Source organism: Polaromonas sp. P1_F2 (assembly GCF_056405735.1).
In genome coordinates, this window is the sequence record NZ_JBFUBN010000001.1 from 499,587 (window position 1) to 512,792 (window position 13,206).

Below are 13,206 nucleotides of genomic sequence, written 5' to 3' on the forward strand. Positions count from 1 at the left end.
GTCTCGGGAAGGATGGTTAAAGCAAGGGGGAAAACAGCCGCGCGGTGGCATCCGCCAGCCGCACGAGGAAGCGCTGCGGCCTGTGGGCGCGCACGGCGGCGGCGCTGCGCAGGTCGGTTTCAAACTGGTCGGCCAGGGGCCCTGCCAGCGCCGGGCCGTAGACCACCGCCATGACCTCAAAGTTCAGGCGGAAGCTGCGGTTGTCGAAGTTGGCGGTTCCGGCCATGGCGCAGTGGTCGTCGACCACCAGGGTCTTGGAGTGCAGCATGCGGGCCTTGTATTCCCAGACCTTGACGCCGGCGGCGATCAGTTCGTCATAGTAGGAGCGCGCGGCGGCGCTGACGATCAGGCTGTCGCTGCGGCGCGGCACCAGCAGGCGCACGTCGACGCCGCGCAGCGCGGCGCTGGTCAGCGCCATCAGCGCGGGTTCGCCGGGCACGAAATACGGCGTGGTCAGCCAGGCGCGCTGGCAAGAGGCGTTGATGGCCGCCACCTGCATGCGGTGTATAGGCTCCAGCGTGGTGTCGGGCCCGCTGGTGACGATCTGCACCGGGATCTCGCCGGCCTCGGCTTCGGGCTGCAGCCGCGGCAACAGCTGCGGCAAGGCGCGTTGCCCGTCGTTCAGGGACTCGCCGGTGGTGTAGGCCCAGTCTTCGAGGAAGGTGGTCTGCAGCCAGCGCACGGCGCTGCCTTCTATGCGCAGGTGCACATCGTGGTAGGCGTCGCTGCGGGTGCGCCGGTCTTCTTCGTCGGTGATGTTGACGCCGCCGGTAAAGCCTATGCTGCCGTCGCAGACCACGATCTTGCGGTGGGTGCGGTAGTTGGTCACCGGGCGCAGCCCCCGGCCTATGCGGGTGTCGTGAAAAAACGCGACCTGCCCGCCGGCCGCCTGCAGCGGCGCCAGGAAGCTGCTGCCCAGGCGCTTGGAACCCAGCGCGTCGACCAGCAGCCGCACGGTGACGCCCTGCCCGGCTTTTTGCACCAGTAGGTCGCGCAGCTGGGTGCCGATCTGGTCGGGCTCGAAGATGTAGTACTCGAGGTGGACGTGGTCGCGGGCTTCGCCCACCGCCTCGAAGATGCGGTCGAAGGTGCGGGCGCCGCCCGAAAGCAGCTCGACCGAGGTCGCGCTGGACACCGGCAAGCCGCAGGCGGCGGTGCCCAGCGCGGCCATCTGCCGCAGGGCCGCGGGCGCCATTTCCGCGGCCTCGCGCAGCAAGGCGAGGTCGGCGCCCGCGCGCTCGCCGGCACGGCTGCGCAGGCGCTTGAGGCGCTGCTTTTTCAGGCGCTGGGGCCCGAGGAAGTAATAGATGACAAAGCCCGCGAAAGGCAGCAAGGCCAGCGACAGTATCCAGCTCATGGTGGACACCGGGGCGCGCTTTTGCATCACGATCCAGATGGACAACACCGCGATGTAGGCGCTCCAGGCCAGGGAGAGGCCGGTTTTCCATTCGGAGTTGAGTTCGGGAAGCGTCAAGACAGGATTTAAAGGGGTTGGCGGCGCTGGCGGGCATAAAAAAGGGCCGATAGCGTGATGCTACCGGCCTTTTGGGTGGGTGCTGAAAAATCAGCGCCTGCCAAGCCCTCAGTTGGTCTCAGCCGCCTCGGCTTCGGGTTTGGCCTTGCCCTCTTTCTTGGGCAGCGGCTGGATGTCGAGCTCGACCTCGCCGGTCTCCACGCCTTTTTCGTCGGCCGTCACTTTCATGTCGACCGTGAGGCGCCCGCCGTCCATCAGGCGGCCGAACAGCAGTTCGTCGGCCAGGGCGCGGCGAATCGTGTCCTGGATCAGGCGCTGCATCGGGCGCGCCCCCATCAGCGGGTCGAAGCCCTTCTTGCCGAGGTACTTGCGCAGCGTGTCGGTGAAGGTGACCTCAACCTTCTTCTCGGCCAGCTGGGTCTCGAGCTGCAGCAGGAACTTGTCGACCACGCGCAGGATGACGGTTTCGTCGAGCGCCTTGAAGCTCACGGTCGCGTCCAGGCGGTTGCGGAACTCGGGCGTGAACAGGCGCTTGATGTCGGCCATCTCGTCGCCGGACTCGCGCGGGTTGGTAAAGCCAATGGTCGCCTTGTTCATCGTCTCGGCACCGGCGTTGGTGGTCATGACGATGATGACATTGCGGAAATCGGCCTTGCGCCCGTTGTTGTCCGTCAGCGTGCCGTGGTCCATCACCTGCAGCAGCACGTTGAAGATGTCCGGGTGCGCCTTTTCGATCTCGTCGAGCAGCAGCACGGCATGCGGCTTCTTGGTGATGGCCTCGGTCAGCAGGCCACCCTGGTCGAAACCGACGTAGCCCGGGGGCGCGCCTATCAGGCGGCTCACGGCATGGCGCTCCATGTACTCGGACATGTCGAAGCGGATCAACTCGATGCCCATGATGTAGGCCAGCTGCTTGGCGGCTTCGGTCTTGCCGACGCCCGTGGGGCCGGAGAACAGGAAGGAGCCGATGGGCTTGTCGTCCTTGCCCAGGCCCGAGCGCGCCATTTTGACGGCGGACGAGAGCACATCGAGCGCCTTGTCCTGGCCGAAGACCACGCTTTTCAGGTCGCGTTCCAGCGTCTTGAGCTTGCCGCGGTCGTCGTTGGACACGTTGGCGGGCGGGATGCGGGCGATCTTGGCCACGATCTCTTCGACCTCGGCCTTGGTGATGATCTTCTTGCGTTTGGACGCGGGCAGGATGCGCTGGGCGGCGCCGGCTTCGTCAATCACGTCAATTGCCTTGTCGGGCAGGTGGCGGTCGTTGATGTACTTGGCGCTGAGCTCGGCCGCGGCCTGCAGGGCGGCCACGGCGTACTTGACGCTGTGGTGCTCTTCAAAGCGCGACTTCAGGCCTTTGAGGATGTCGACTGTTTCCTGCACCGTGGGCTCGACCACGTCGACCTTCTGGAAACGGCGCGACAGGGCCGCGTCTTTTTCGAAGATGCCGCGGTATTCGGTGAAGGTGGTCGCGCCAATGCATTTGAGCTGGCCCGAGCTGAGCGCGGGCTTGAGCAGGTTGGACGCATCCAGCGTGCCGCCCGAAGCCGCACCGGCACCGATCAGGGTGTGGATCTCGTCGATGAAGAGGATGCCGTTGGGCTTGTCCTTCAGCGCCTTGAGCACGCCCTTGAGGCGCTGTTCGAAATCGCCACGGTATTTGGTGCCCGCGAGCAAGGCGCCCATGTCGAGCGAATACACATTGGCTTCGGCCAGGATCTCGGGCACGTCTTTTTGCGTGATGCGCCAGGCCAGGCCCTCGGCGATGGCGGTCTTGCCCACGCCGGCCTCGCCGACCAGCAGCGGGTTGTTCTTGCGGCGGCGGCAGAGGATCTGGATGACGCGCTCGACCTCGTACTGGCGGCCGATCAGCGGGTCGATCTTGCCGTCCTTGGCGAGTTGGTTCAGGTTGACGGTGAACTGCTCGAGTGGAGAGGCCTTTTCGTTCTTCTCGGCGCCCTCTTCGTTCTCGGCCGCGCTCTCGCCGGCCTTCGCGGGCTCGGGCGGGTCGCTCTTCTTGATGCCGTGGGCGATGAAGTTCACCACGTCCAGGCGGGTGACGCCCTGCTGGTGCAGGTAATACACGGCGTGCGAGTCTTTTTCGCCGAAGATGGCGACCAGCACGTTGGCACCGGTGACTTCCTTCTTGCCGTTGCCGGTGGACTGCACGTGCATGATGGCACGCTGGATCACGCGCTGGAAGCCCAGCGTGGGTTGCGTGTCGACATCATCGGTGCCCGCGACCTGCGGGGTGTTGTCCTTGATGAAGTTGGCCAGCGATTTGCGCAAATCGTCGACATTGGCGGAGCAGGCTCGCAGCACTTCGGCGGCACTGGGGTTGTCCAGCAAGGCAAGCAGGAGGTGCTCAACGGTGATGAACTCGTGGCGCTGCTGGCGCGCCTCGACAAACGCCATGTGCAAGCTGACTTCTAATTCCTGGGCAATCATTGATCTTCCTTTCGGCTTGCTTGGGTTACTTAACTGACTTATAGCTCGAATATTGGCCGGATTCGCGATTATTCAATGGGCTCGCTGACACACTGCAACGGATGGCCGTTCTTGCGGGCGGCTTCGGTGACCTGGTCGACCTTGGTGGCGGCCACGTCCTTGGAGAAAACCCCGCAGACGCCTTTGCCGTCCAGGTGGATCTTCAGCATGATCTGCGTGGCGGTTTCCCGGTCCTTGTTGAAAAACTCCTGGATCACCACCACCACGAACTCCATGGGGGTGTAGTCGTCATTGAGCAGAACGACCTGGTACATCTGCGGCGGTTTGGTCTTTTGCGGCCGGCGCTCCAGCACGACCGAATCCCCTCCGTTGTCCGGCCTGACGGCTGGTACCGGATGCTGCACCGGAGTGTTCGGGGGTTTGGGAGACTTGGTTGCCATGGAATTCATTCTAGCCACCGATATAACCCAGTGCGCCTGTTAGGGAAATTGGTGGCGGGAACGCGACATTCAAGCGTGATTTTTTGCTTATTTCGCGCACATGAAAAAACCGCCTCGGGATTGCTCCCGGGCGGCTTCAAAATAGAGGGCTGGGCCCGCTTTACATGTGGTCGATCATGACCTGGCCGAAACCGGAGCAGCTGACCTGGGTCGCGCCTTCCATGAGGCGGGCGAAGTCATAGGTGACCTTCTTGGACTCGATGGATTTCTCCATCGAGCTGATGATCAGGTCGGCGGCCTTGGTCCAGCCCATGTGGCGCAGCATCATTTCAGCGGAGAGGATCTCAGAGCCGGGATTGACATAGTCCTTGCCGGCGTACTTGGGCGCCGTGCCGTGGGTGGCTTCAAACATCGCGACGGTGTCGCTCAGGTTGGCGCCGGGGGCGATGCCGATGCCGCCGACCTGGGCCGCCAGCGCATCGGACACATAGTCGCCGTTCAGATTCAGGGTGGCGATCACGCTGTATTCAGCGGGGCGCAACAGGATCTGCTGCAGGAAGGCGTCGGCGATGCTGTCCTTGACCGTGATTTCCTTGCCGGTCCTTGGGTTCTTGAACTTCATCCATGGACCGCCGTCGATTTCCACCGCGCCGAATTCCTTCTTGGCCAGGGCGTAGGCCCAGTCACGGAAACCGCCTTCGGTGAACTTCATGATGTTGCCCTTGTGCACGATGGTCACGCTGGGCTTGTCGTTGTCGATGGCGTACTGGATGGCCTTGCGCACCAGGCGCTCGGTGCCTTCGCTGGAAACCGGCTTGATGCCGATGCCCGAGGTGTTCGGGAAGCGGATCTTCTTGACGCCCATCTCGTCCTGCAGGAACTTGATGAGTTTTTTGGCCTTGTCGCTGCCGGATTCGAATTCGATGCCGGCGTAGATGTCTTCCGAGTTTTCGCGGAAGATGACCATGTGGGTCTTTTCAGGCTCTTTGACCGGGGAAGGAACGCCCTTGAAGTACTGGATGGGGCGCAGGCAGACGTAGAGGTCGAGTTCCTGGCGCAGCGCAACGTTCAGGCTGCGGATGCCGCCGCCCACGGGCGTCGTCAGCGGGCCCTTGATCGAAACGACGTAGTCGCGCACGGCGTGCAGGGTTTCTTCGGGCAGCCACACGTCGGGGCCGTAGACCTTGGTGGACTTTTCACCGGCAAACACTTCCATCCAGTGGATCTTCTTCTTGCCGCCGTAGGCTTTGGCAACAGCAGCATCGACCACCTTCAACATGACCGGCGTGATGTCGGCGCCGGTGCCGTCGCCTTCGATGAACGGAATGACGGGTTCGTCAGGAACGTTCAGGGAGTTGTCGGCGTTGACAGTGATTTTCTGGCCTTGGGAAGGCACCTTGATGTGCTGGTACATGTAGGAAAGTCTCCGGTGAGCGCTGAGGCGTGGAAGGTACGCCCTGTAGCAGTTAGGTAAAAACCCCTAAATTCTAGCCGTAAATCCAGGGAGCAAAAGAATTTGGGGGCTTGTGTCAACGGCCGGGGAAGGGGCTCCGTTACGGTAGGGCCTCCGAGAAGTTCGGGGTATTTTTTTCCAATAACGTTATCAAGGAAATTCCAAATGAACAAAATCCTCGCTGCTTTGATCGCTGGCCTCTTCGCTGTTGGTGCATACGCACAAGCCCCTGCCAAGCCTGCTTCCGCTCCTGCTGCTGCAGCCGCTCCAGCTGCCGCCGCTGCTCCTGCCGCTACCCCAGCTGCCAAGCCAGCCAAGATGACCAAGGAAGAAAAAGCTGCCGCCAAGGCCGCCAAGAAAGAAAAAGCCGCTGCTGAAAAGAAAGCAAAAGCTGAAGCCGCCGCAGCCAAGAAAGCTGAAGCCGCTGCCGCCAAGAAGGCAAAGGCTGAAGCCGCTGCCGCCAAGAAAGCTGAAGCCAAGAAGTAATTCCTGGTGACTTCGGTCAGAATGCCCGCCGCGTGCGGGCATTTTTTATGCGCGTCGTTTATGCTGGCAGATCAACTTCATGCGTGGTGACTTTATGCTTTCAAAACCTGGCGCCCATTCATTGGGCAAGGTATTCCAGGTCCTGGCCAGCGCCTTGGCCCTGGCCGCCCTGCTCTCCCCGCTGTGCGCTTCGGCCCAGGAGGCGCCGCAGATGAACCTGCAGCGCGTCAAGCTGTCTGCCGGCATGCACCTGATTGATGCACAGGTGGCCCTTACGCCCGAGCAGCGGCAAATCGGCCTGATGTTCCGCAAGGAGATGCCGCAGCAGGAAGGCATGATCTTCGTGTTCGAGCAGCCCAGCCAGCAATGTTTCTGGATGAAAAACACCTTGCTGCCCTTGACGGCGGCATTCGTGGCGGACGACGGCACCATCGTGAACCTGGCTGACATGAAGCCGCAAACCACGGATCCGCATTGCTCCGCCAAGCCGGTGCGCTACGTGCTGGAAATGAACAAGGGCTGGTTCGCCCAAAAGGGCATCAAGGCCGGCAGCAAGCTGGGCGGCCCCCCGTTTGAAACGAGGCGCTGATTTTCCCGCCCGCCCGAAAGCAAAAAAAGCCGACTTGAAGTCGGCTTTTTTACGGGCGCTGAGTGCGCCGGCAGCGTCAATCAGGCGAAGTTGGCTTCCGCAAAACTCCAGTTGACCAGGTTGGACAGGAAAGTCTCAACGAACTTGGGGCGCAGGTTGCGGTAGTCGATGTAGTAGGCGTGTTCCCAGACGTCGACCGTCAGCAGGGCTTTGTCGGCGGTGGTCAGCGGAGTGCCGGCCGGGCCGGTGTTGACGATGTCCACCGTGCCGTCGGCCTTCTTGACCAGCCAGGTCCAGCCGGAGCCGAAATTGCCGACGGCGGACTTGACGAACGCCTCCTTGAAGGCTGCGTAGGAGCCGAATTTGGCGTTGATGGCCGCAGCCAGCGCGCCGCCGGGTTCGCCGCCGCCGGCGGGCTTCATGCAGCTCCAGAAAAAGGTGTGATTCCAGATCTGGGCCGCGTTGTTGTAAACGCCGCCGCTGGATTTCTTGACGATTTCTTCGAGCGTCATGGCTTCGAACTCGGTGCCTTTTTGCAAGTTGTTGAGGTTCACCACATAAGCGTTGTGGTGCTTGCCATGGTGGTACTCAAAGGACTCCTGGCTGTAGTGCGGCGCCAGCGCGTCGATCGGGTAAGGGAGTGGTGGGAGCTTGTGTTCCATGATTTTCCTCGTGGTGATGAATAAACTGTTATTGAACGGTTGTGAACGCTGTCCGGGCCATTGTAAAAACTAAATCAGGCGGCGCGCCGTGACGGTCAAATCGACCTCGCCGCCGGCAAGGGTAGCGCGTACGGGCTGGCCTTCATGCGTCTTCTCCGGGCTGGTGATCGGCTGGCCCTGCAGGTCGGCCAGCCAGGCGTAACCGCGCTTGAGGACCAGTTTCGGGTCCAGCAACTCCAGCCGCAGCTGCGCGCGTTCCAGGCGCTGCCGGCCACGCCGCAGGCTGCCCTCCACTTCGCGCGGAAACTCGCTCGCCAGGGACTGCAGCTTGAGCCGCTCGTGCTGCAGGGCCGAGCGTACGGCGTGATTCAGGTCCTGCCCCAGGCCGGCCAGGCGCGCATGCTGGCGCGTCACAAGATGTGACGGCCGGCTGACCCGGGACGCCGCCCAGTCCAGGCGCTGGTTGTGCGACTGCAGCTGGCGGTCTACGCCGTTCTGCAGGCGCGACAAGGCCAGGTCCAGCGCGCTGAGCCAGGTGCTTTGCGGCTGCGCGCACAGCTCGGCCGCGGCGGTGGGCGTCGGCGCGCGTACATCGGCGCAAAAGTCGGCGATGGTGAAGTCGGTTTCATGGCCCACACCGCTGACCACCGGCACCGGCGAGGCCACGATGGCCCGCGCAAGCTGCTCGTCATTGAAGGCCCACAGGTCTTCCATGGCACCGCCGCCGCGCACCAGGAGCAAAACGTCGACCCGGTCCTGGCTGCGCCGTTGGTAGGCCTTGTGCAGCGCCTCGCGCAATTCGCCCGCAGCCTGCGCGCCCTGCACGCTGGCCGGGTAGATCACCACGGGGATATGCGGCACACGCCGCTGCAGCGCGCTCACCACGTCATGCAGGGCCGCGGCGCCCAGCGAGGTAACGACGCCGATCCCGCGCGGCAGCAGGGGCAAGGGGCGCTTTCGGCCCGGCTCGAAAAGGCCCTCAGCCTCCAGCCTGGCCTTGAGCTGCAGGAACTGCTCGAACAGGTTGCCCTGCCCGGCCTGCCGCATGGACTCCACCACCAGTTGCAGCTCGCCGCGCGGTTCGTACACGCCCAGGCGCCCGCGCAACTCCACCAATTGGCCGTCCCGCGGGGCGAAATCGAGTAACCCAGCGGCGCGGCGAAACATGGCGCAGCGGATCTGGCCCTGCTCGTCCTTGAGGGAAAAATAGCAATGGCCGCTGGCCGCCCGCGAAAATCCGCTGATCTCGCCCTGCACGGCTACCGGGTTGAAGCGCGCCTCCAGGCTGTCCGCAATCGCGCGCAGCAGGGAGCCCACCGGCCAGATACGCACACCCGCCTCGCGTCCCGCCGGAAACGGCCTCTCGGGACGCACCGCTGGCTCAAACACGGCCAAACCCCTTGATTTCGCAGGGGCAGTACTCCACAGAGCGCCGTCCAGCATGGGCGAAAGACCCTGTTCCCTGCGGATGACCCGATAAATTCGTGTAACTCATTGATTTTGAATAACTTAATTCTGCTCAAATTTTCATCGTTTTGTCATATCCACGGTTTGACGCGGCTTGGCGGGCGCACCGCCCTTACTTGCTCACAAAGTTATCCACAACTTCTGTGGGCTATGTCTGACAAAAATCGGATATTGAAAACATTCGTGGTGGATGCGCCGCGCATCGCGCGGCGCTGCAGTATCTGTAAGCCATAATCCACCACAAATTATCTGCTTGGAGATGTGCATTGTTTTCGATCATACAAGCCGCAGGCTGGCCGATCTGGCCCTTGGTTGCCTGTTCCGTCTTGGCTCTCGCCCTGGTTATCGAGCGTTTCACCAGCCTCAAAATCCGCAAAGTCGCGCCCCCAAAGCTGCTTGACGAGGCCATCACCGTCTCCCGCGCTTCCATCCCTTCGCCCGACGTCGTCGCTCAGCTCGAGCAGAACTCGGTGCTCGGTGAGGTGCTGGCCAGCGGCTTTCGCGCGCTGAACACCAACCCACGCATCAGCGAGGACGACCTGCGCTCCATCCTCGAAGGCGCCGGACGCCAGGCGGCGCACAAGCTGGAGCGCTACCTTGCGGCCCTGGCGACCATCGCCTCCGCCGCCCCGCTGCTGGGCCTGCTGGGCACGGTGATCGGCATGATTGAAATTTTCGGCTCCCAGGCCGGCGGCGGCGGTGTCGGCGGCGCGACCGGCGGCAACCCGGCGCAACTCGCGCACGGTATTTCGATCGCGCTCTACAACACGGCTTTCGGCCTGATGGTGGCCATTCCAGCGCTGATCTTCTGGCGCTATTTCCGGGCCCGCGTGGATGGCTACCTGCTGAGCATGGAACTGGCCGCCGAACGCTTCGTCCGCCACCTCAACACGCTGCGTAAATGAATTTCCGTCCTCACCCCCACGACGAACCGGAGATCAACCTGATCCCCTTCATCGACGTGCTGCTCGTGGTGCTGATCTTCCTGATGCTGTCCACCACCTACAGCAAGTTCACCGAACTGCAGGTCAAGCTGCCGGTGGCGGACGCCGAACAGCAACGCGACTATCCCAAGGAAGTCATCGTCGCGGTGAGCAGCGACGGCCGCTACATGGTCAACAAGACCCTGGTCGAAGGCCGCGGCATCGAGGCGCTGGGCGCCGCGCTGGCCGAGGCGGCCAAGGCCGGCAAGGAGAGCGTCATCATCATCAGCGCCGACGCCAGTGCCACGCACCAGGCGGTCATCACCGTCATGGAGGCGGCGCGCCGCCAGGGCCTCACGCAAATCACGTTTGCCACACAGAGCGCCGCGATGGGCGGGGCGAAATAAGCCCCTGGCCACTCCCGGCCGCAACAGCCGCCCTCCCCCGCGAAACGGCCGTGAAACACCTTCTGCAGAACGCCTGGCTCACCCGCGGAGGGCTGGCATGCCTGCTCTGGCCGCTGGCGCAGCTATACGGCCTGCTGGTGCGCCTGCGCCGTGCGCTGTACCGCCACGGCTTCCTGCGGTCCGAGCGTTTCAAGGTTCCCGTTGTGGTGGTCGGCAATGTGGTCGCCGGCGGGGCCGGCAAAACCCCCTTGGTAATCGCCCTTGTCAGGCATCTCCAGGCGCAGCATATTGCGGTGGGCGTGGTGTCGCGCGGCTATGGGCGCTCAGGTTCGGACTGCGTGGAGGTCACGCCCACCGCGCCGCTCGCGCAAACCGGAGACGAGCCGGCACTGATCCACAGGCTTACCGGCGTGCCGGTTTTTGTGGCGGACAAGCGCACTGAAGCACTGCGGGCCTTGCTGGCCGCCCATCCCGAGACGGCCGTGGTGCTATGCGACGACGGCCTGCAGCATTACGCCCTGCAGCGCGACATCGAAATCGCCGCGTTTGACGACCGTGGCGCGGGCAATGGCTGGCTGCTGCCGGCAGGCCCTCTGCGCGAACCCTGGCCTGCGCGCAAACATCATGGCCTGGACCTTGTTCTGCACACCGGGCAAAAACCTGCCTTCGAAGGCTTCACCTCCAGCCGGCAACTGGCCCACGATGCCTGGTCGCCAGGCGACGACCGGGTCGCGCTGGCCGGCTTGCGCGGTCGGCCGGTGACGGCGCTGGCCGGCATCGCCAATCCGCAGGCATTTTTCGGCATGCTGGAGGACCGCGGCCTGATGCTGGAGGCCACCATCACCCTGTCCGACCACCATGTCTTCAGCGAAGCCGACCTGGCCGGGCTGCGGGGCCGGACCGTGCTGTGTACCGAAAAAGACGCCGTCAAGCTGTTTGCCCTGCCGGGCGCCGCCGGGTTGGACCTGCTGGCCGTGCCTCTGGTGTTTTCGCCTGAACCGGCCTTTTTCGCCGCCTTTGACGCGCTGCTGGCGCCCCTGCTTTCTCCATTACCATCGAAACATGGACACCAAACTGCTTGAACTGCTGGTCTGCCCCGTGACCAAAGGCCCGCTTGACTACGACCGGGAAAAACAGGAACTGCTCTCCCGCAGCGCCCGGCTGGCTTACCCCGTGCGCGACGGCCTGCCCGTGCTGCTGGAAAGCGAAGCACGCACCATGACCGACGAAGAGCTGGGCCTGTGAGCTTCACCGTCCTGATCCCGGCCCGGCTGGCCTCCACCCGCCTTCCCAACAAGCCGCTGGCCGACATAGGCGGGGCCCCCATGGTCGTGCGCGTGGCGCAGCGCGCCATGCAAAGCGCTGCCTTGCGCACCGTCGTCGCAACCGATAGCCAGGAAATCATTGAAAGATGCGCGTCCTTCGGCGTCACGGCCGTGCTGACCCGCGTCGACCACCCCAGCGGCAGCGACCGGCTGGCCGAAGCCTGCGGTGTTCTGGGCCTGGCGGACGAGGACATCGTGGTCAACGTCCAGGGCGACGAGCCGCTGATAGACCCGGCGCTGATCAACGCCGTGGCGCGCCTGCTCAACGAACGGCCCGACTGCGCCATGAGCACCGCCGCGCATTCCATAGGCCAGTTGGCCGACTTGCAGAACCCGAACGTGGTCAAGGTGGTGCTGGATGCCCGCCACACCGCGCTCTATTTCAGCCGTTCGCCGATTCCGGCGGGCCGCGACTTCGCCGGCCAGGCCTGGTGGGAGGCCGGCAGCACCCTGCCCAAGCCGCTGCGCCATGTCGGCATCTACGGCTACCGCGTGGGTTTTCTGCGGGAATTTCCCCGCCTTCCCCAGGCGCCGCTGGAGCAGCTCGAGCAACTGGAGCAGTTGCGCGCCCTGTGGCACGGCCACCGCATCGCCGTGCACATCACCGACGACGCGCCCGGCCCGGGCGTCGACACCGCCGAAGACCTGGACCGCGCCCGCAAGCTGTTTTCCTGAGCGCGCCCTCACGCCGGGATGCCCTTGCCTGTAAGGTGCTGTCAGGGGTGCATGCTATCCTTGGGAAAAACGCAAGTGGAAGGCCTGCAGGACGCGCTGGCAGCCCTTTACACCTGCCCCAAGCAAGCCTAGCGGGTACCGGCGCGCCGGCCCGGGTTGGCTTCACGAATTCATAAAATCCGAGGACATCCATGAGACTGATATTGTTGGGCGCGCCTGGCGCGGGCAAGGGGACGCAAGCGACCTTCATCTGCCAGAAGTACGGCATCCCCCAGATTTCCACCGGCGACATGCTTCGCGCGGCCGTCAAGGCCGGCACACCTCTGGGAATTGAAGCCAAGAAAATCATGGATGCCGGCGCGCTGGTCAGTGACGACCTGATCATCAACCTCGTGAAGGAACGTATTGCCCAGCCCGATTGCGCGAAGGGCTTTCTGTTCGACGGTTTCCCTCGCACCATCCCCCAGGCCGACGCGATGAAGTCGGCGGGCGTCAAGCTCGATTACGTGCTGGAGATCGACGTCCCCTTCGAGGCCATCATTGAGCGCATGAGCGGACGCCGTTCGCACCCCGCCTCGGGCCGCACCTACCACGTCAAGTTCAACCCGCCCAAGGTCGAGGGCAAGGACGACGTGACCGGCGAGCCGCTGATCCAGCGCGAAGACGACAAGGAAGAAACCGTGCGCAAGCGGCTGGAGGTCTACAGCGCCCAGACCCGCCCGCTGGTGGACTATTACTCCGGCTGGGCCAAGGTCGCACCGGACGCTGCCCCCAAATACCGCGCCATCAGTGGCATGGGCACGGTAGACCAGATCACGGCGCGCGCCTTCGAGGCGCTGTCCGCTTAGGCCGCAGCAGGT

General features: G+C 63.7%; 14 protein-coding genes. 8 read left to right on the plus strand and 6 right to left on the minus strand.

Annotated elements, in window-relative coordinates; all coding sequences use genetic code 11:
* Positions 1–16: 16 nt before the first annotated feature.
* The 4 genes from cls to icd form a co-directional block, all read right to left on the minus strand.
* On the minus strand, positions 17–1,474 hold the full coding sequence (gene cls / locus AC1D0O_RS02465) for a cardiolipin synthase (RefSeq protein ID WP_477651964.1): 1,458 nt from the start codon (positions 1,472–1,474) through the stop codon (positions 17–19).
* Between the two features lie 108 nt (positions 1,475–1,582).
* Positions 1,583–3,919: an ATP-dependent Clp protease ATP-binding subunit ClpA gene (gene clpA / locus AC1D0O_RS02470; RefSeq protein ID WP_477651965.1), complete on the minus strand. Its 2,337-nt coding sequence runs from the start codon at positions 3,917–3,919 to the stop codon at positions 1,583–1,585.
* Positions 3,920–3,987: 68 nt separating this feature from the next.
* Entirely contained in the window at positions 3,988–4,359 is a 372-nt protein-coding gene (clpS, locus tag AC1D0O_RS02475; protein WP_477651966.1) for an ATP-dependent Clp protease adapter ClpS, read from the minus strand.
* A 160-nt stretch (positions 4,360–4,519) separates the two neighbouring features.
* Entirely contained in the window at positions 4,520–5,773 is a 1,254-nt protein-coding gene (gene icd / locus AC1D0O_RS02480; RefSeq protein ID WP_477651967.1) for an NADP-dependent isocitrate dehydrogenase, read from the minus strand.
* Between the two features lie 204 nt (positions 5,774–5,977).
* On the opposite strand from icd, the gene AC1D0O_RS02485 reads away from it, so the two are divergent.
* Together AC1D0O_RS02485 and AC1D0O_RS02490 are read left to right on the plus strand one after the other, a co-directional pair.
* On the plus strand, positions 5,978–6,298 hold the full coding sequence (locus AC1D0O_RS02485; protein ID WP_477651968.1) for a cell envelope biogenesis protein TolA: 321 nt from the start codon (positions 5,978–5,980) through the stop codon (positions 6,296–6,298).
* Between the two features lie 94 nt (positions 6,299–6,392).
* Positions 6,393–6,887 carry a DUF192 domain-containing protein gene (locus AC1D0O_RS02490; RefSeq protein ID WP_477651969.1) on the plus strand — a complete coding sequence of 165 codons (495 nt, stop codon included), beginning with the start codon at positions 6,393–6,395 and terminating at the stop codon, positions 6,885–6,887.
* Between the two features lie 80 nt (positions 6,888–6,967).
* Here AC1D0O_RS02490 and AC1D0O_RS02495 read toward each other — a convergent pair whose 3' ends face one another.
* Both AC1D0O_RS02495 and xseA read right to left on the minus strand, forming a co-directional pair.
* Entirely contained in the window at positions 6,968–7,549 is a 582-nt protein-coding gene (locus AC1D0O_RS02495; RefSeq protein ID WP_477651970.1) for a Fe-Mn family superoxide dismutase, read from the minus strand.
* 69 nt (positions 7,550–7,618) lie between these two features.
* The gene (gene xseA / locus AC1D0O_RS02500) at positions 7,619–8,938 is read right to left on the minus strand and encodes an exodeoxyribonuclease VII large subunit (protein WP_477651971.1); all 1,320 of its coding nucleotides are present in this window, start codon (positions 8,936–8,938) and stop codon (positions 7,619–7,621) included.
* A gap of 344 nt (positions 8,939–9,282) precedes the next feature.
* On the opposite strand from xseA, the gene AC1D0O_RS02505 reads away from it, so the two are divergent.
* The 6 genes from AC1D0O_RS02505 to adk all read left to right on the plus strand — a co-directional run bounded on the left by AC1D0O_RS02505 (position 9,283) and on the right by adk (position 13,194).
* A complete protein-coding gene (locus AC1D0O_RS02505; protein ID WP_436154481.1) occupies positions 9,283–9,921 on the plus strand; it encodes a MotA/TolQ/ExbB proton channel family protein in 639 nt (212 codons plus the stop codon).
* A complete protein-coding gene (locus AC1D0O_RS02510) occupies positions 9,918–10,346 on the plus strand; it encodes an ExbD/TolR family protein (protein WP_477651972.1) in 429 nt (142 codons plus the stop codon). The genes AC1D0O_RS02505 and AC1D0O_RS02510 overlap by 4 nt, the downstream gene beginning before the upstream one ends.
* 50 nt (positions 10,347–10,396) lie before the next feature.
* On the plus strand, positions 10,397–11,428 hold the full coding sequence (gene lpxK / locus AC1D0O_RS02515) for a tetraacyldisaccharide 4'-kinase (RefSeq protein ID WP_477651973.1): 1,032 nt from the start codon (positions 10,397–10,399) through the stop codon (positions 11,426–11,428).
* Positions 11,409–11,591: a Trm112 family protein gene (locus AC1D0O_RS02520; protein WP_477651974.1), complete on the plus strand. Its 183-nt coding sequence runs from the start codon at positions 11,409–11,411 to the stop codon at positions 11,589–11,591. Before lpxK ends, AC1D0O_RS02520 begins: the two co-directional genes overlap by 20 nt.
* The gene (kdsB, locus tag AC1D0O_RS02525) at positions 11,588–12,346 is read left to right on the plus strand and encodes a 3-deoxy-manno-octulosonate cytidylyltransferase (protein WP_477651975.1); all 759 of its coding nucleotides are present in this window, start codon (positions 11,588–11,590) and stop codon (positions 12,344–12,346) included. Before AC1D0O_RS02520 ends, kdsB begins: the two co-directional genes overlap by 4 nt.
* A 191-nt stretch (positions 12,347–12,537) precedes the next feature.
* Positions 12,538–13,194: an adenylate kinase gene (adk, locus tag AC1D0O_RS02530; RefSeq protein WP_477651976.1), complete on the plus strand. Its 657-nt coding sequence runs from the start codon at positions 12,538–12,540 to the stop codon at positions 13,192–13,194.
* Positions 13,195–13,206 lie beyond the last annotated feature (12 nt).